At 72.5% G+C, this 18062-nt stretch carries 14 protein-coding genes; 9 read left to right on the plus strand and 5 right to left on the minus strand.

Going from position 1 to position 18062, the window contains the following annotated elements:
- From nusA to ABZY33_RS23805, 9 genes are all read left to right on the plus strand, one after another.
- Nucleotides 1-1056 (plus strand): transcription termination factor NusA, encoded by a 1056-nt coding sequence (gene nusA, locus ABZY33_RS23765; protein ID WP_356493653.1) that lies wholly within the window; start codon nt 1-3, stop codon nt 1054-1056.
- 103 nt (nt 1057-1159) lie between these two features.
- Nucleotides 1160-1438: a YlxR family protein gene (locus tag ABZY33_RS23770; protein WP_356493654.1), complete on the plus strand. Its 279-nt coding sequence runs from the start codon at nt 1160-1162 to the stop codon at nt 1436-1438.
- Between the two features lie 146 nt (nt 1439-1584).
- The gene (gene infB / locus ABZY33_RS23775) at nt 1585-4716 is read left to right on the plus strand and encodes a translation initiation factor IF-2 (protein ID WP_356493655.1); all 3132 of its coding nucleotides are present in this window, start codon (nt 1585-1587) and stop codon (nt 4714-4716) included.
- A 151-nt stretch (nt 4717-4867) separates the two neighbouring features.
- Nucleotides 4868-5161, plus strand: a complete 294-nt coding sequence (locus tag ABZY33_RS23780) for a DUF503 domain-containing protein (RefSeq protein ID WP_356493656.1) — start codon at nt 4868-4870, stop codon at nt 5159-5161.
- A 36-nt stretch (nt 5162-5197) separates the two neighbouring features.
- Nucleotides 5198-5662 (plus strand): 30S ribosome-binding factor RbfA, encoded by a 465-nt coding sequence (gene rbfA / locus ABZY33_RS23785; protein ID WP_356493657.1) that lies wholly within the window; start codon nt 5198-5200, stop codon nt 5660-5662.
- A 2-nt stretch (nt 5663-5664) separates the two neighbouring features.
- Complete coding sequence (gene truB, locus ABZY33_RS23790; protein ID WP_356493658.1) at nt 5665-6570, plus strand: tRNA pseudouridine(55) synthase TruB; 906 nt, start codon at nt 5665-5667, stop codon at nt 6568-6570.
- Between the two features lie 251 nt (nt 6571-6821).
- Entirely contained in the window at nt 6822-10163 is a 3342-nt protein-coding gene (locus ABZY33_RS23795) for a serine protease (protein ID WP_356493659.1), read from the plus strand.
- A gap of 138 nt (nt 10164-10301) precedes the next feature.
- Nucleotides 10302-11252 (plus strand): bifunctional riboflavin kinase/FAD synthetase, encoded by a 951-nt coding sequence (locus ABZY33_RS23800; RefSeq protein ID WP_356493660.1) that lies wholly within the window; start codon nt 10302-10304, stop codon nt 11250-11252.
- A gap of 91 nt (nt 11253-11343) precedes the next feature.
- Nucleotides 11344-11832 carry a carboxymuconolactone decarboxylase family protein gene (locus ABZY33_RS23805; RefSeq protein WP_356493661.1) on the plus strand — a complete coding sequence of 163 codons (489 nt, stop codon included), beginning with the start codon at nt 11344-11346 and terminating at the stop codon, nt 11830-11832.
- Between the two features lie 243 nt (nt 11833-12075).
- Here ABZY33_RS23805 and ABZY33_RS23810 read toward each other — a convergent pair whose 3' ends face one another.
- The 5 genes from ABZY33_RS23810 to ABZY33_RS23830 are packed head-to-tail and all read right to left on the minus strand — an operon-like array spanning nt 12076 to nt 18004.
- Nucleotides 12076-13068: an ABC transporter ATP-binding protein gene (locus ABZY33_RS23810; protein ID WP_356493662.1), complete on the minus strand. Its 993-nt coding sequence runs from the start codon at nt 13066-13068 to the stop codon at nt 12076-12078.
- Complete coding sequence (locus tag ABZY33_RS23815) at nt 13065-14057, minus strand: ABC transporter ATP-binding protein (RefSeq protein ID WP_356493663.1); 993 nt, start codon at nt 14055-14057, stop codon at nt 13065-13067. The genes ABZY33_RS23810 and ABZY33_RS23815 overlap by 4 nt, the downstream gene beginning before the upstream one ends.
- Entirely contained in the window at nt 14054-14977 is a 924-nt protein-coding gene (locus ABZY33_RS23820) for an ABC transporter permease (RefSeq protein ID WP_356493664.1), read from the minus strand. The genes ABZY33_RS23815 and ABZY33_RS23820 overlap by 4 nt, the downstream gene beginning before the upstream one ends.
- On the minus strand, nt 14974-16062 hold the full coding sequence (locus tag ABZY33_RS23825) for an ABC transporter permease (RefSeq protein ID WP_356493665.1): 1089 nt from the start codon (nt 16060-16062) through the stop codon (nt 14974-14976). The genes ABZY33_RS23820 and ABZY33_RS23825 overlap by 4 nt, the downstream gene beginning before the upstream one ends.
- Before the next feature lie 55 nt (nt 16063-16117).
- Nucleotides 16118-18004 carry an ABC transporter substrate-binding protein gene (locus ABZY33_RS23830; RefSeq protein ID WP_356493666.1) on the minus strand — a complete coding sequence of 629 codons (1887 nt, stop codon included), beginning with the start codon at nt 18002-18004 and terminating at the stop codon, nt 16118-16120.
- Between the last annotated feature and the right edge of the window lie 58 nt (nt 18005-18062).

Consider the following 18062-nt stretch of genomic DNA (forward strand, 5'->3'; position numbering starts at 1 on the left):
ATGGACATCGACATGAGTGCCCTGCGGGGGCTGGTCAGGGAGAAGGAGATCTCCTTCGATCTGCTGGTCGAGGCGATCGAGTCGGCCCTCCTCATCGCCTACCACCGCACCGAAGGAAGTTTCCGCCGCGCACGCGTGAAGCTGGACCGCGAGAGCGGCCACGTGACGGTGTGGGCGACGGAGGACCCGGCCGACCTCGAAGAGGGGCAGGAGGCCAAGGAGTTCGACGACACCCCGTCCGACTTCGGCCGCATCGCCGCCACCACCGCCAAGCAGGTCATCCTGCAGCGGCTGCGAGACGCGCAGGACGACGCGACGCTCGGCGAGTACGCGGGCCGCGAGGGCGACATCGTCATGGGCATGGTCCAGCAGGGCCGTGACCCGAAGAACGTGCTGGTCGACATCGGCAAGCTCGAGGCGATCCTGCCGGTGCAGGAGCAGGTGCCGGGCGAGGTCTACCAGCACGGCATGCGGCTGCGCTCGTACGTCGTCCGGGTCGCGAAGGGGGTGCGCGGTCCCTCCGTGACCCTCTCGCGCACGCACCCGAGCCTGGTGAAGAAGCTCTTCGCCCTCGAAGTGCCGGAGATCGCCGATGGCAGCGTGGAGATCTCGGCCATCGCCCGCGAGGCCGGTCACCGCACCAAGATCGCGGTGCGCTCGACGCGCAGCGGGCTGAACGCCAAGGGCGCCTGCATCGGCCCGATGGGCGGCCGCGTGCGCAACGTGATGGGCGAGCTGAACGGCGAGAAGATCGACATCGTCGACTGGTCGGACGACCCGGCCGAGATGGTGGCCAACGCCCTCTCCCCGGCCCGGGTCTCCAAGGTCGAGATCGTCGACCTCGCGGCCCGCTCGGCCCGCGTGACGGTCCCGGACTACCAGCTCTCCCTCGCCATCGGCAAAGAGGGGCAGAACGCCCGCCTCGCGGCCCGCCTCACCGGCTGGCGCATCGACATCCGCCCCGACACCGAGCAGTCCGCCCCCGACGGCGACGACCGGGACGACCGGGACAGGCGGGACGACCGGGATGCCCGGGACCGCCGGGGCCGGGAATAAAACCGGGCGCTCCGCGCTTGGATCACGACAGAATGTGACAAGAAACAGCCGTTCGATTGTTGCCCCGGAGGGGTGAGGTCGGTACGGGGAGGTAGACTTAATCGTGTCTGGCCGGACGCCAACCCGCGCATGCCCTGAGCGAACCTGTGTGGGATGCCGGGAGCGAGCGGCCAAGAGCGATCTGCTGCGGATCGTGGTGACCGAGGGGCGATGTGTCCCCGATGATCGCGGTACGCTGCCCGGCCGGGGTGCCTACGTGCACCCCGCCCTGGTCTGTCTCGACCTGGCGGTCCGCCGCCGGGCGTTCCAGCGGGCGTACAAGGCCCCTGGACCGTTCGACACGGAGGCGCTGCGCCACCGGATCGAGCAGGCGACACCGTAAGAAGCGCCGCACGGAACCCCTGTGCGGCCCTGGTACCCCGCGAGTTGGAAGTAGGTCGAGATTGCGATGAGCACTCGATGAGCACGCGATGAGTACGCCCATGAAGTAGCGACGGTCCGGCGTAACCCGGACCTAAAAGGAGCGAAGTGGCTAAGGTCCGGGTATACGAGCTCGCCAAGGAGTTCGGCGTAGAGAGCAAGGTCGTCATGGCCAAGCTCACAGAACTCGGTGAATTCGTACGTTCGGCGTCCTCGACGATCGAGGCGCCGGTAGTACGCAAATTGACTGACGCCCTCCAGCAGGGCAACGGCGGCAAGCCCGCCAAGAAGTCCGGTGCAAGCACCGGCTCCACCGGGGCGGCTGACGCCGCGCGATCGTCTGCGAAGCCCGCGGCGCCGCGTCCCACCCCGTCCCCCGCGCAGGCCGCCAAGCCTGCCGCGCCGCGTCCGCCGGCTCCCAAGCCGGCCGCCGCCGAGGAGCAGGCTCCGGCCGCTCCGGCCGCGGCGTCGGGCCCGCGCCCCGGTCCGAAGCCGGCTCCCAAGCCCGCTTCGCCGGCGCCCGCCGCGCCCGAGTTCACCGCGCCCCCCGCGGCTCCCGCCGCCCCGGCCGCTTCGTCGGCCCCGGCGTCCGGCGCCCCGCGTCCGGCGGCCCGTCCCGGCGCCCCCAAGCCCGGTGGCCGTCCGGCCCCCGCGCAGGGTGGCCAGGGCCGCGGCGACCGTGACAACCGCGGCGACCGTCAGGGCGCCCCGCGCCAGGGTGGCCAGGGTGCGCAGAGCGGTCCCCGCCCCGGTGGAGCCCGCCCCGCGGGTCCCCGTCCGGGCAACAACCCCTTCACCTCTGGTGGTTCCACCGGCATGGCGCGCCCGCAGGCGCCCCGTCCGGGTGGCGCCCCGCGTCCGGGCGGCCAGGGTGCCCCCGGCGGCCCGCGCCCGCAGGGCGGCGGCCAGGGTGGTCCCCGTCCGCAGGGTCAGGGCGGCGCCCGTCCGACCCCGGGCGGCATGCCTCGTCCGCAGGGCGGCGCGGCCGGTCCGCGTCCCGGCGGTGCCCCCGGTGGTAACCGTCCGAACCCGGGCATGATGCCGCAGCGTCCCGCCGCGGGCCCGCGTCCCGGTGGTGGCCCCGGCGGTGGCCGTGGTCCCGGTGGCGGCGGCGGTCGTCCCGGCGGTGGTGGCGGCGGCGGTCGTCCCGGCTTCGCCGGTCGTCCGGGCGGTCCCGGTGGCGGTGGCGGCGGTTTCGCCGGTCGTCCCGGTGGCGGCGGTGGCGGCGGCTTCGCCGGTCGCCCCGGTGGCGGTGGCGGTTTCGCCGGTCGCCCCGGTGGCGGTCGTCCCGGTGGTCCCGGTGCCCGTGGTGGCACGCAGGGTGCGTTCGGCCGTCCCGGCGGGCCCGCCCGTCGTGGCCGCAAGTCGAAGCGGCAGAGGCGCCAGGAGTACGAGGCCATGCAGGCCCCGTCGGTGGGCGGCGTCATGCTGCCTCGCGGCAACGGACAGACCGTCCGCCTGTCGCGCGGTGCCTCGCTCACCGACTTCGCCGAGAAGATCAACGCCAACCCGGCGTCGCTCGTCGGCGTGATGATGAACCTCGGCGAGATGGTCACTGCCACGCAGTCCGTCTCCGACGAGACGCTGAAGCTCCTCGCGGACGAGATGAACTTCGTCCTGGAGATCGTCAGCCCCGAGGAGGAGGACCGCGAGCTGCTCGAGTCCTTCGACATCGAGTTCGGCGAGGACGAGGGCGGCGAGGAGATGCTCGTCTCCCGTCCGCCGGTCGTCACCGTCATGGGTCACGTCGACCACGGTAAGACCCGCCTGCTCGACACCATCCGCAAGACGAACGTCATCGCGGGCGAGGCCGGCGGCATCACGCAGCACATCGGTGCGTACCAGGTCACGACGGAGGTGAACGAGGAGGAGCGCAGGATCACCTTCATCGACACCCCCGGTCACGAGGCCTTCACCGCCATGCGTGCCCGTGGTGCGAAGTCGACCGACATCGCGATCCTCGTGGTCGCGGCCAACGACGGCGTCATGCCCCAGACGGTCGAGGCGCTCAACCACGCCAAGGCCGCCGAGGTCCCGATCGTCGTCGCGGTCAACAAGATCGACGTCGAGGGTGCCGACCCGACCAAGGTGCGCGGTCAGCTGACCGAGTACGGCCTGGTGGCCGAGGAGTACGGCGGCGACACCATGTTCGTCGACATCTCCGCCAAGCAGGGTCTCAACATCGACTCCCTGCTCGAGGCCGTGGTCCTGACCGCGGACGCCTCGCTCGACCTGCGGGCCAACCCGGAGCAGGACGCGCAGGGCATCGCGATCGAGTCGCACCTCGACAAGGGCCGCGGTGCCGTCTCGACGGTCCTGGTCCAGCGCGGCACGCTGCGCATCGGCGACACGATGGTGGTCGGCGACGCCTACGGCCGAGTCCGCGCCATGCTCGACGACAACGGGAACAACGTCGAGGAAGCGGGTCCCTCGACCCCCGTCCTCGTGCTCGGTCTCACCAACGTCCCGGGTGCCGGCGACAACTTCCTGGTGGTGGACGAGGACCGTACGGCCCGTCAGATCGCCGAGAAGCGCGCCGCCCGCGAGCGCAACGCCAACTTCGCGCGCCGCGGCGTCCGGTTCTCCCTGGAGAACCTGGACGAGGCCCTCAAGGCCGGTCTGGTGCAGGAGCTCAACCTCATCATCAAGGGCGACGCGTCCGGTTCGGTGGAGGCTCTCGAGTCCTCGCTGCTCCAGCTCGACGTCGGCGAAGAGGTCGACATCCGCGTCCTGCACCGCGGTGTGGGTGCGGTCACCGAGTCCGACATCAACCTGGCGACCGGCTCCGACGCCATCGTCATCGGCTTCAACGTCCGGGCAGCCGGCCGTGCGCAGCAGATGGCGGAGCGCGAGGGTGTCGACGTCCGGTACTACTCGGTGATCTACCAGGCCATCGAGGAGATCGAGGCGGCCCTCAAGGGCATGCTCAAGCCGGAGTACGAAGAGGTCGAGCTCGGCACGGCGGAGATCCGCGAGGTCTTCAAGTCGTCCAAGCTGGGCAACATCGCCGGTGTGCTCGTCCGGTCCGGCGAGGTCAAGCGCAACACCAAGGCGCGCCTGCTGCGCGATGGCAAGGTCATCGCGGAGAGCCTCAACATCTCCGGTCTGCGCCGCTTCAAGGACGACGTCACCGAGATCCGCGAAGGGTTCGAGGGCGGTATCAACCTCGGCAACTTCAACGACATCAAGGTCGACGACGTCATCGCGACGTACGAGATGCGCGAGAAGCCGCGCGCCTGATCCTCACGGATCCACGCGGCAGCAGGTTCGGGGCCGGTCGGCGGAGCTTATTTCCGTCGATCGGCCCCGGCCGTTGCGTGTACGGTCTTGGTATCGGCGTCACGTCATGTGCGCTTATACGAACCCGAACCGGCGGGACATCCGGACACACATGTATGTGGGGACTCTGTCCTTCGATCTGCTCCTCGGCGACGTGCACTCGCTGAAGGAGAAACGCTCTCTGGTCCGCCCGATCGTGGCCGAGCTCATCCGCAAGCACGCGGTGAGCGCGGCGGAGACGGGGAACCAGGACCTCCACCGCAGGGCCGAGATCGGACTCGCGGTGGTCTCCGGGGACACGGGACACCTCACCGACGTACTGGACCGCTGCGAGCGTCTGGTCGCCGGGCGGCCCGAGGTGGAACTGCTCTCGGTTCGACGCAGGCTCCACAGCGACGAAGACTGAAGCAACAAGCGAGACAGTTACTAAGGAGACGGACCAGTGGCCGACAACGCGCGTGCCAAGAGGCTGGCGGACCTCATCCGCGAGGTGGTGGCCAAGAAGCTGCAGCGCGGGATCAAGGACCCGCGGCTCGGCACCCACGTCACCATCACGGACACCCGCGTCACAGGTGACCTGCGGGAAGCGACCGTCTTCTACACGGTCTACGGGGACGACGAGCAGCGCGCCGAGGCGGCCGCCGGGCTGGAGAGCGCCAAGGGCGTCCTGCGGTCCGCGGTCGGGGCGGCGGCCGGCGTGAAGTTCACGCCGTCCCTGACTTTCGTCGCGGACGCCCTGCCGGACAACGCCAAGACGATCGAGGACCTCCTCGACCGGGCGCGGCAGTCCGACGAGAAGGTGCGCGAGACGTCCGCGGGCGCCACGTTCGCCGGCGGCGCCGACCCGTACCGCAAGCCGGAGGACGCCGAGGACGACGCCGACGACGAGACGGACGGCGACACCTGAGCATGGCGGACCGCACCCCACCGCCCGACGGGCTTGTCATCGTCGACAAGCCGTCGGGCTTCACTTCGCACGACGTCGTGGCCAAGATGCGCGGGATCGCGAAGACCCGCCGCGTCGGCCACGCGGGCACTCTCGACCCGATGGCGACGGGCGTCCTCGTGCTCGGCGTCGAGCGGGCCACCAAGCTCCTCGGCCACCTCGCGCTGACCGAGAAGGAGTACCTGGGCACCATCCGCCTGGGCCAGGACACCCTGACCGACGACGCCGAGGGCGAGATCACCTCCTCCACCGACGCCTCCGGGGTCCGGCGCGAGGCCGTCGATGCGGGGATCGCCCAGCTGACCGGCGCCATCATGCAGGTGCCGTCGAAGGTCAGCGCCATCAAGATCAACGGGGTCCGCAGCTACAAGCGGGCCCGGGACGGCGAGGAGTTCGAGATCCCGGCGCGGCCGGTCACCGTCTCGGCCTTCACCGTCCACGACATGCGGGAGGCGGTCGCCGAGGACGGTACGCCCGTGCTCGACCTCGTCGTCTCCGTGGTCTGCTCGTCCGGCACCTATATCCGGGCGCTCGCCCGTGACCTGGGCGCCGGTCTCGGCGTCGGCGGACACCTGACCGCGCTGCGCCGCACCCGTGTCGGCCCCTACAAGCTCGATGCGGCGCGCACGCTCGACCAGCACCAGGAAGAGCTGTCCGTGCTGCCGGTCGCCGAGGCCGCCGCGGCCGCGTTCCCCCGCTGGGACGTGGACGAGCGCCGCGGCAAGCTGCTGCTGAACGGGGTCCGGCTCGACGTGCCCGAGGAGTACGCGGGCCGCGGTCCCGTCGGCGTCTTCGACGCGGCCGGCCGCCTGCTCGCGCTGGTCGAAGAGGCGAAGGGCAAGGCCAAGAGTCTGGCCGTGTTCGTCTGACAGACCCCCGACGCCTGCGTGGAGCGGCGGTCGCCCGGTCGCCGGGTGGCCGCCGCTCCACGTTCCCCCTCTTCTTCCCCCTTTCAAGGGTCTATCCGACGGGCCGATTCGTTCACCCCTTCGGGCAGGCGCTCGGAGTGATATGGGGGAGTGGAAGGGGGCGCGTTCGCCCGGCGTCCTGTCCAGCTGATCACCACGCGCCTACCGTCGGACATACGGGGCGTAACGGAGAGCGGCGGGAGGGGCGCGGCATGGTGGATCCGCCTCTGGTACGGATCTGTGATCTGGCCGGGCGGCCGCGCGGCACGGGGTTCGTCGCGGACGACCGCGGCACCGTCGTCACCAGCCACGAGGCGGTGGACGGACTCGGACGCGTGGTGCTGCACGGCCCGGGCGGCGAGACCTGCCTGGTGGGGCCCGAGTCGGTGGTCGAACTGCCCGGGGTGGCCCTGGCGCTGGTGAGCACCGAGGGGCTGGGCGCGCCGCCCCTGCCCGTCGGGTCCGGCGCGCTCCGCGAGCCGGGCACGTATCTGCGGATCGCGGCCGGCGGATGGCGCGAGGCGCGGGTGCTGGGGCACGTGGACGTCACGTACACCGCGACCGACCGCTTCCACCTGCTGTCCGGCGCGATGGAGCTGGCGGTCGGCACCGCCGGGGCCGACGCGCTGCGCCTCGGCGGCCAGGCCGCGGGCGGGCCCGTCCTGGACGCCCGGACGGGCGCCGTCGTCGCGGTCCTCGGCACCGCGCTGCAAGCCGGGCGCGAGGCGGCCGGGTTCGCGGTGCCGCTGCGCGCGGCGGCCCGCGCCGAGCCCCGGCTCGCCGTGCTGCTGGCCCGCAACGACGCCACCGTGCCGGCGTACGGCCCCGATCTGAACCTCGCCGCCGTGCTCCAGCTGACCGCCGTCTCGGTGGGCAGCGACGGGCCGGGCCCGGCCGGTGTGGAGCCGGTCGAACGCCCCGGCCTCGTGGCTGAGCTGGCGGACTTCTCCCGGGGCGCGGCAGCCGTGTGCGCGCTGGTGGGGGAGGTGGGCAGCGGCCGCACGACGGAGCTGGCGGCGTTCGCCGCGCGGCGGGCCGCGGACGGGGCGGCCGCGCCGACCCTCTGGCTGCGCGGCGCCGATCTGCACGGCGACGACACCTCGGTGCTGGACGCCGTGGGGCGCGCCCTCAAGCGGGCCGGACGGATCGTCGCCGCGTCCCGCTCCGTCGCCGCGCGGGCGCTCGGCGAGCTCTCGCCGGAGCGCGTCGCCGGGGTCGCCCGGACCGCGGGCCGGCCGCTCGTGGTGCTGCTCGACGGGCCCGAGGAGATGCCGCCGGTCCTCGCCCACCGGCTCGCCGCGTGGTCGCGGGAGACCGAGCGCGCCCTGGGGGCGTCGGGGACGCGGCTCGTCGTGGCGTGCCGGCCGGAGTACTGGGAGCAGGCCGGGGCGCTCTTCGGCGGCGCCGCACTGCACGGGCGGGCCGGACGGCTGCCCGCGTGCGTAGAGGTCGGGGAGCTGACGGCGGCGCAGGCGCGGACGGCGCGCGAGCGCTTCGGCCTGCCCGAGGAGGCGCCGGCCCCGGCGGACGCGCGGCACCCCCTCGCGCTGCGGCTGCTGGGCGAGGTGCACGCGGCGCTGCCGGCGGGGGTGCCCGCAGGCGTGGGCCGCGACGAGGTGTTCGCGGCCGCGCTGGATCTGATGTGCCTGCGGGTCGCGGTGCGGCTCGCGGCGCCCTGCGGGGTGCGGGGCAGCGGTGTGCGGCGGCTCGCGGCGCGGGTCTGCGGGCAGCTGCACGAGGCGGCGCGGCGCAGTCTCGGACCCGGCCAGGGGGAGCTGGACCGCGCGACGTTCGAGGAGCTGTTCCCATGGGGCGCGCGGCACGGCGTGAGCGGCTGGGCGTCGGCCGTGCTCGCGGAGGGCGTGCTGGTGCCCGCGGGCGGCGGATACCGGTTCGCGCACGAGGAGGTGGCCGACTGGATGCAGGGCATGCACCTGGACCTGGACGCGGCGCTGGACGCCCTCGTCTTCCGGCGCCGCGGCACCGGCTCGGTCCCGGTGCCCAGGCACCGGGCGGGGCCCGTGGTCCGCGCCCTGCTCGCGCAGGAGCGGCAGGAGGACGGCCCGGCCGGACTCGGGGCGCGGCTGCGGGAGTTGAGCGGCCGGTTCGGCCCGCCCGCGGCGGACCAGGCCGCCGGCGAGGCGGGCTGGTGGGCCGCGCATCTCGTCGGTGAGGTGCTGCTGCGCGTCCCCGACACCCGCCCCTACCTGCCCGTCCTGGAGGAGCTGGCCGACCGGGGGGCCTTCGGACCGTGGTTCTGGACCGCGCTGCGGGTGGACGACGACACCCGCTTCGAACTGCTGCGGCGCCTCGTCGTGCACGACGCGCCAGAGCCCGGTGGCCGCTACCTCGACGCCGTCGCCGCGTCCCTGGCCGCCGAGCCGGGCTTGGCGCACCGGCGCCTGACCCGCTGGTTCGACGACGAGCGGCCGCTGCCCGCGCTGCCCGACGCCACCGTGGCCACCGCCGCGCAGGCCCTGCTCCACACCCATCGGGGCCGGGCCGTCGACGACCTCGTCGAGGCGCTGGTCGACTGCGCCCATCCGCGGGCCGACGAACTGCTGGCCGACCTCGCCGACGAGGAGCCCGCCGCGCTGTGCCGGGCCGTCGAGCGGTGGGCGCGTGACGAGCGGCCCGCGCGGCACGTGGCGGCCGGTGCCTACGGCCCCCGGGTCGCCGCCCGGGTCACGGCCGAGACCGACCGGCGGCTGCTGCGGCGCGCCGCGCTCACCCTGCTGGCCCGCCCGGCCGACTGCACCCCGCACGGCGCCGCGCTCGCCCTGCTCGTCCGGGACCCGCAGTCGCGCCCCCAGTACCTGGGACAGGCCCTGCGCCGGTTCGCCGCCCAGGACCCGCAGCTGCCCGCCTCGGCGCTCGCCCCGGCCCTCGCCACGCACCCGGAGGCGGTCCTCGCCGCGTTCCGCGCCCGCCTCGCGGACCCGGGACCCGGCCTGGGCGAACTGCTGCGCACCCTCGCCGACATCACACCGCCCGACCTGGCGCGGCGCGCGGCCGCGCTCGTGGCGGAGCTGGCGCGGACCGCGCCGGAGGCCGCCGCCGGGCCCCTCGCCGCCTTCGTCGACCGGCGCCTCGACCAGGGTCCCGCCGCGCACGCCGTCCTCCTCCCGCTCGTCACGGAGCTGCTGCGGACCGGGCCCCCGGCCGTGCGCACCGCGCTCGCGCCCGTCCTCGCCACGCCCGGCGCCGCCGCCTCGCGCGGACCGCGGGCCGACCTGCTCGACGTCCTGCTCGGGCAGGAGCGGGAGCCCGCCGTCCTGGACGCGGTGCTGGGCGCCGCCGCCTGGAGCACGGTGCGGCGCGGGCTGCCCCGCACGCGCGAGCTGGTGCACCGTACGGGCCTGCTGCTCGTCCGTACCCCGGAAGGTGCGGCGCGCTTCGACCGGAGCCTGGTGGAACTGGCGCGGACGGTGCCGGGGTTCGCCGCGCCGGTGGCCCGCTGGCTCGCGGCCGCGCCCCAGGAGTGGGCCGCGCTGGTCGGACCGAGCGCCCGCCGCATGATCGAGAACCTGGCGGGGTTCCGGGTGTCCGCGTGAGCCCGCCCGATGAGAGGCGCGGGCGGTCGGCATGGCACTCTTAGACCTGCGTCACGGCAAGGGGCCGCAGAGATCGACAGGGCCGCCGGGACCGCAGGGACGGATTCGTCGTACACAGGTTTGCGAGGAGCAATCACCGTGCAGCGCTGGCGTGGCTTGGAGGACATCCCCGAGGACTGGGGGCGCAGCGTCGTCACCATCGGCTCCTACGACGGGGTGCACCGCGGGCACCAGCTGATCATCGGGCGGGCCGTCGAGCGGGCGCGCGAGCTGGGCCTGCCGGCCGTCGTCGTCACCTTCGACCCGCACCCCAGCGAGGTCGTGCGCCCCGGCTCGCACCCGCCGCTGCTCGCGCCGCACCACCGGCGCGCCGAGCTGATGGCCGAGCTGGGCGTCGACGCCGTGCTGATCCTCCCCTTCACCACTGAGTTCTCCAAGCTCTCGCCCGCCGAGTTCGTCGCCAAGGTGCTCGTCGACAAGCTGCACGCGCGCGTCGTCGTCGAGGGCCCCAACTTCCGCTTCGGGCACAGGGCCGCGGGCGACGTGGCCTTCCTCGCCGAGCAGGGCGGCACCTTCGACTTCGGTGTCGAGGTCGTGGACCTGTACGTGAGCGGCGCCGCGGGCGGCGGGCAGCCGTTCTCCTCCACGCTGACCCGGCGCCTGGTCGCCGAGGGCGACGTGCAGGGCGCCCGGGAGATCCTCGGCCGGCCGCACCGCGTCGAGGGCGTGGTCGTGCGCGGCGCGCAGCGCGGCCGCGAGCTGGGCTTCCCCACCGCCAATGTGGAGACGCTGCCGCACACCGCGATCCCGGCGGACGGCGTCTACGCGGGCTGGCTGCACGTGAACGGTGAGGCGATGCCGGCGGCGATCTCGGTGGGGACCAACCCGCAGTTCGACGGCACGGAGCGGACCGTCGAGGCGTATGCCATCGACCGGGTGGGTCTTGACCTGTACGGGCTGCACGTGGCCGTGGACTTCCTGGCGTTCGTGCGCGGCATGGCGAAGTTCGAGTCGCTGGACGAGCTCATCGAGGCCATCGCGAACGACGTGAAGCGCTCCCGTGAGCTGGTCGAGGACTATCAGGCGTAGGTGACCCACGTCACGCCGGGGCATGTCACAGACGGGCCCGCTCCTTTCGTCTCGTTGGTGGAAGCAATCACCACGGCACAAGGAGCACGTCATGGAAGCGCGTCTGAACATGTTCGCCAGCAAGACCGCCATGGGCTTCGCCAAGCGCCTCGCCGGGGCCAACCTGCCGATCGCGGACTCCGGCCTGGCGGCCGCGACGCAGGAACTGGTGAAGATCCGGGCCAGCCAGATCAACGGTTGTTCGGGCTGCCTGGACATGCACACCAAGGAGGCCGCCGCCGCCGGGGAGAGCGGGCTGCGGCTCACCATGGTCGCGGCCTGGCGTGAGGCCACGGTCTTCACCGAGGCCGAGCGCGCCGCCCTGGAACTGGCGGAACAGGGCACCCGGCTGGCGGACGCGGCCGGCGGCGTCACGGACGAGGCGTGGGCGAACGCGGCCAAGCACTACGACGAGGAGCAGCTCGCCGCACTGGTCTGCCTGATCGCGAACATCAACGCGTTCAACCGCCTGAACGTGATCACGCGGCAGCCGGCCGGCGACTATGAGGCGGGGCAGGCGGCGGCGTTCCTCAAGCAGTGAGGTAGCGCTCCGCTCGGGGCGCGGGGTCCTTCGGGCTCGGCCCGTGACGGGGGTACGGGTCGTCGCCTCGGCTGCGGGCCGGTGGGGCTTCTCGCGCAGTTCCCCGCGCCCCTGAAAGCTGCGGCTTCGCCGCGCTTCCCCCTGGAGGTCGCGCACGAGGTGCGCATCTCCAGGGGCGCGGGGAACTGCGCGAGAAGCCCCCACCGGCCGGGCACCCGACCCGTCCACCTTCCGCGGCAACCCCTAGGGCGCCCCAGAACCCACCCGCGCCCGAGCCCAGTGACAAGCCACCTGCGCCTCGCCCCCGCCCGAAAGCACGGGCAGATCCACAGAGCGGCACGCGTCGGAGACACCCACCCGCTCGGCCTCCCCGGAGGCCAGCACCTGACACCGCGCGTGGAAGCGGCAGCCGCCAGGAATCCGGGACGGATCCGGCGGCTCGCCGGTGAGCACCACCGGCTCACCCGGCGCCTCCGGCAGCACCGACAACAGCGCCTGCGTATAGGGGTGCTGAGGCGAGGTCAGCACCTGCTCCACCGCCCCCGTCTCCACGATCCGGCCCAGATACATCACGGCCACCCGGTCCGCGATGTTCCACGCGAGACCCAGGTCGTGCGTGACCACCAGCGCCGACAGACCCAGCTCGTCACGGAGCCGCAGCAGCAGCGCCAGGATCTCGCCGCGTACCGACGCGTCCAGGGACGCGACCGGCTCGTCCGCCACGATGAGTTCGGGCTCCAGGACCAGGGCGCCCGCGATGACGACCCGCTGGCGCTGCCCGCCGGACAGCTCGTGCGGATAGCGCAGGAAGAACCGCTCGGGAGGCCGCAGCCCCGCCCGGGACAGGGCGCCCGCCACCGCCTCGCGCTCGTCGCCCGCGTACCCGTGGATGCGCAGGCCCTCCGCCACCGCGTCGTAGACGGTGTGCCGCGGGTTGAGCGAACCGCTCGGGTCCTGGAGTACCAGCTGCACCCGCTTGCGGTACGCCTTCAGGGCGCGGGCGCCGTAGTCCAGCGGCGCACCGGCGAACGTGACCCGCCCCGCCGTCGGTCGCTCCAGGCCGAGCAGCGTGCGCGCCAGACTCGTCTTGCCGCAGCCGGACTCGCCGACCAGCGCCACGATCTCGCCCGGCGCGATGTCCAGGTCCACACCGTCCACGGCCCGCGCCCGCGGCGCGCCGCGCCGCCCGGGGAACGCCACCTTCAACTGGTCCGCGGACAACAGGGTCTGTGTCATGCCGTGGTGCTCCTTGCCTCGACGTCCGGCGCCCCGGCCCCGTTCGCTACGTGTACACAGGCCGCCCGGCGTCCGCCCCCGGCCTCCCGCAGCGGCTGGTCCTCGACCGCGCACACCTCCAGCGCCACCGGGCAGCGCGGGTGGAAGGTGCAGCCCGACGGCAGCGCCGCGGGGTCCGGCGGATCGCCGGGAAGGCCGCGCGGCGCGAACCTGGACGCCGGGTCGCCGATGGTGGGGAACGCGGCGGAGAGGGCGTTGCCGTACGGGTGCAGCGCGTTGTCGTAGACCTGGAGGGCGGGCCCCTCCTCGACGACGCGGCCCGCGTACATCACCGCGAGCCGGTCACACGTGTCGGAGAGGACGGCCAGGTCGTGGCTGATCATGATGAGCCCGACCTCCTGCTCCGCCACCAGCTGCTCGATAAGGCGCAGGATCTGCGCCTGGATCATCACGTCCAGGGCCGTCGTCGGCTCGTCCGCGATGATCAGCTCGGGCTCGCAGGCGAGCGCCATCGCGATCATCACGCGCTGGCGCTGGCCGCCGGAGAGTTCGTGCGGGTACGCCGCCGCGCGCGCCGCCGGAAGACCGACGTGCTCCAGCAGTTCGGCGACCCTCTTCTCCGCGCCGGCCCGCGTCGCCTTCTTGTGCAGCAGGATCGGCTCGGCGATCTGGTCGCCGATGCGGTGCACCGCGTTGAGCGAGTGCATGGCGCCCTGGAAGACGATGGAGGCACCGGCCCAGCGCACCGCGCGGACCCGGCCCCACTTCATCGTCAGGACGTCCTCGCCGTTGAGCAGGATCTCGCCGGTGACCTTCGCCCCGGCCGGCAGCAGCCGGAGCAGGGCCAGCGCCAGCGTCGATTTGCCGCACCCCGACTCGCCCGCGATGCCGAGCTTGCTGCCCGCCGCGACGGACAGGTCCACCCCGCGCACGGCCCGCACCCCGCCGGGGTACGTCACCGTCAGGTCGTTCACCTGGAGCAGCGTCATGACCGGGCCCCCAGTTTCGGGTTCAGGACGGACTCGATGGCTCGTCCGCAGAGCGTGAAGGCGAGCGCCACGACGGCGATGGCGATGCCGGGCGGTGCCAGGTACCACCAGTCGCCCGCGCTGACCGCGCCCGCCTCGCGCGCGTCCTGGAGCATGCCGCCCCACGAGGTGATCGTCGGGTCGGACAGGCCGAGGAAGGCGAGGGTCGCCTCGGTCAGGATCGCGGACGAGATGATCATGGTGGTCTGGGCGAGGACCAGCGGCATCACGTTCGGCAGCACGTGCCGGGTCATGATGTGGCCGTGACCGCCGCCCAGCGCCCGGGAGCGCTCGATGTACGGGCGCGACTCCACCGCCAGGGTCTGGGCGCGCACCAGCCGGGCCGTCGTCGGCCAGGTCGTCACGCCGATCGCGATGATCACCGTCCACATGGAGCGGTCCATCACCGTGGCCAGCGCGATGGCCAGGACCAGCGTCGGCATCACCAGGAACCAGTCCGTGATCCGCATCAGCACGGTCGCGTACCAGCCGCGGAAGTGGCCGGCGACGATCCCGATGACGGTGCCGATCGCCACGCACAGGAACGCCGCGAGCAGCCCCACGGTCAGCGAGACGCGGGCCCCGTACACCAGGAGCGCCAGCACGCTGCGGCCGAACTGGTCGGTGCCGAGCGGGAACGCACCGCTCGGGCCCTCCAGCGGGCCACCCGGCGCGTCCGTGACGCTCTGCGCGTCCGCGCCGGCCAGGACCGGGGCGAGGACGGCGACGAGCGCGATCAGGATGAGCAGGCCGAGCCCCCACAGGCCGCCGCGGTGCGCCCGGTACGCGCGCCAGAAGCGAGCCAGGGACTGGCGCTTGCGGGCCCGGGCGAGCGCCCGCGGGTCGCCCGTCTTCGTGACGGGCGCTGTCTCGGTCGTCATCGGCCCACCCTCGGGTCGAGCAGCGGATAGAGGATGTCGGCGAGGGTGTTCGCGAGGATCACCGCGGTGGCGAAGACGAAGAACAGGCCCTGGACGAGCGGGAGATCAGGCACCGACAGGGCCGAGTAGAACAGCCCGCCGAGACCCGGCCAGGAGAAGACCGTCTCGACGAGGATCTGCCCGGCGACGACGTGCCCGAGGTTGACGAACATCAGCGTGAACGTGGGCAGCATCGCGTTCGGCACCGCGTGCTTGCGGCGCACCACGTCGTCGCGCAGCCCCTTGGCGCGCGCGGTCGTCAGATAGTCGCTGCCCATCTCGTCGAGGAGCGAGGAGCGCATGACGAGCAGCGTCTGCGCGTACCCGACCGCGACGAGCGTGATGACGGGCAGGACCAGATGGTGTGCGACGTCGACGATGTACGCGAAGCCGCTCTCGCCGCCCGATTCGAGACCGCCGGTCGGGAACATCCCCGGGATCGGACCGATGCCCACCGCGAAGACGATGATCAGCAGCAGGCCGAGCCAGAACGACGGGACCGAGTAGAGCGTGAGCGCGAACGCCGTGTTGAAGCGGTCGCTGCGCGAACCGTTGCGCCACGCGGTGCGCGTGCCCAGCCAGATGCCGAGCGCCGAGTACAGGACGTACGCCGTGCCGGTCAGCAGCAGCGTCGCCGGGAGCGCGTCGGTGATCTTGTCGATGACCGGGGTGTGGAACTGGTAGGAGGTGCCGAAGTCACCGGTGAGCGCGTCCCCGATGTAGGACGTGAACTGCTTCCACATCGGCTGGTCGAGGCCGAACTGGTGGCGCAGGTTCTCCAGTTGCTGCGCGGAGACCCGCTTGCCGCCGGTCATCTGCTTGACCGGGTCGCTCGGGATGAGGCGGAAGAGGAAGAAACTCGTGACGAGGACGGCGAAGAGCGAGACGACCGCGCCCGCGATCTTCGCCGCCGCGTACCGCAGGTACGCCGTGGTGGTACGGGCCCGTGGGCCGCGGGCGCCCGGCGACGCCCCGGCCGGGATGGCCGGGTCGCCGTCGGGCGCGTCCGCGGGCTGCACGAGCGCGGGAGTGCTGTCAGCTGTCATGGTTCATGCGAACTCTCGTTACTCGTGCGGGTGTGACCGGTGCGCGGCGGGCGGGCTACTCGCGGTCGTCCGCCGTGGTCCGGCGCCGCATGGCGAAGAAGACGCCGCCGCCGATGACGACGAGCGCGGCGATCACGATCCCGATCACGATGCCGGTGGAGGAACCGGAGGAGTCCGAGTCACCACTGGACGCGGACGCGGGCTGCGCCGACCACCAGCTCCAGTAGCCGTCCTGCCCGTAGATGTTGCCGGCCGCCGTGGGCATCGTCTCGATGGACTTGATCTGGTCCGTGCGGTACGCCTCGACCGCGTTCGGGTACGCCATGACGTTCATGTACCCGGAGTCGTACAGCCACGACTCCATCTGCTTGACGTATCCCGCCCGCTTCGCCGGGTCGTACTCGGCCAGCTGCTTGTCGTACAGGTCGTCGTAGGTCTTGTCGCAGATGCCGTTGTCGGTCGCCGCGGTCTCGCGGGCCTTGGCCGGCAGGGCGGCGCAGGTGTGGATGCCGAGGACGAAGTCCGGGTCCGGGTTGACCGACCAGCCGTCGAAGGCGAGGTCGTACTCACCCGCGTACCAGGGCACCGAGACGTCGTCGACGCAGTTGAGCTTGAGGCCGACGCCGATCTTGCCCCACCACTCCTTGAGGTACTTGCCGACCGCCTTGTCGTTCGGGTCGGTGGCGTGGCACAGCATCCGGAGGTCGAGCGGCTTGCCGTCCTTGCCGACGCGCTTGCCGTTCTTGAGCGGGTAGCCCGCCTCGTCGAGCAACTTGCCCGCGGCCGTCGCGTCGTAGGTCAGCTTCTGGGAGTCCGAGGGCTGCCAGAAGTAGTCCGAGAAGCGCGGCGGGATGTACCCCGCGCCCTGCACGGCGTGGCCCTGGAAGACCCGGTCGACGATGGCCTTGGTGTCGACGGCGCGGAAGAGCGCCTGGCGCACCTTCTGGTCCAGCAGCGCCTTGTTGCCGTCGCCGAACTTCTTGCCGTCCTTGGTCCGCCAGCCCGGGTTCACCGCGATCGCGTAGAAGCGCCGGCCCGGACCCTCGTTCACCTTGATGTTCTTCTCGCCCTTGAGGGACGCGGCCTGGGCGGGCGTCAGGGCGGGCGAGCCGGCGACGAAGGAGACCTCGCCCTTGCGCAGCGCGGCGACCGCGGCGTCCTGGTCCTTGTACGTCTTGAAGACGATCTCGTCGAACTGCGGCGTCTTCGACTTGCGCCAGAAGTCCTTGTTGACCTTCAGCTTCACGTACTGGTCGGTCTTGTAGTCGGTCAGGACGAACGGGCCGTTGCCGACGACCGGGAACTTCTGGTCGTTGTTGAACTTCGCGTAGTCCTTGACGTCCTTCCAGACGTGCTCCGGGACGATCGGGATGTCGAGCGCCGTCATGGTCGCCTGCGGCTTCTTCAGCTCGATGACGAGCCGGGTGTCGCTGGGCGCGGTGACCTTCTTGAAGTTGCCGACGAACGAGCCGTTGGCGGTCGCCGCCCCGTCGTCGGTCATCATCTTGTTGAAGGTGAACGCCGCGTCCTTGGCCGTCGCCTTCTGGCCGTCGGACCACGTCGAGTTCGACCGGATGGTGTACGTCCACGTCAACTTGTCGGCGGAGGGTTCCCACTTGGTGGCGAAGCCCGGGACGACGTGGTTGTCCTTGGGGTCGTAGTTGGTCAGGTACTCGTACATCAGGCGGTGGATGCTGGTGCTGACCAGCCGCTGTGCCAGGAACGGGCTCAGCGAGTCGACGCTCTGCGCGAGCGCCACCGTGAGGGTCCTCTTACCGCCGTCGGCCTTGGCCTCGGCCTGCTGGGGAGCGGGGTTGAGCGGTGTGGCGAGACCCGCCGTCAGGGTGAAGGCGGCGGCACCGGCCGCGAGGAAGAGCCGGGCGCCGCGCCGCCCGGCGCGTGCCGTTCTGTGGTGCTGATCTTGCTGGGCCGTTGTATCCATCGGTCGGTGACCTCACGCATCGCTCGCACAGCATGGCTGGACTTGAACTGTTCAGGTG

Origin of the sequence: Streptomyces sp. NPDC006552 (assembly GCF_040611655.1) — a bacterium.
GTDB lineage: Bacteria > Actinomycetota > Actinomycetes > Streptomycetales > Streptomycetaceae > Streptomyces.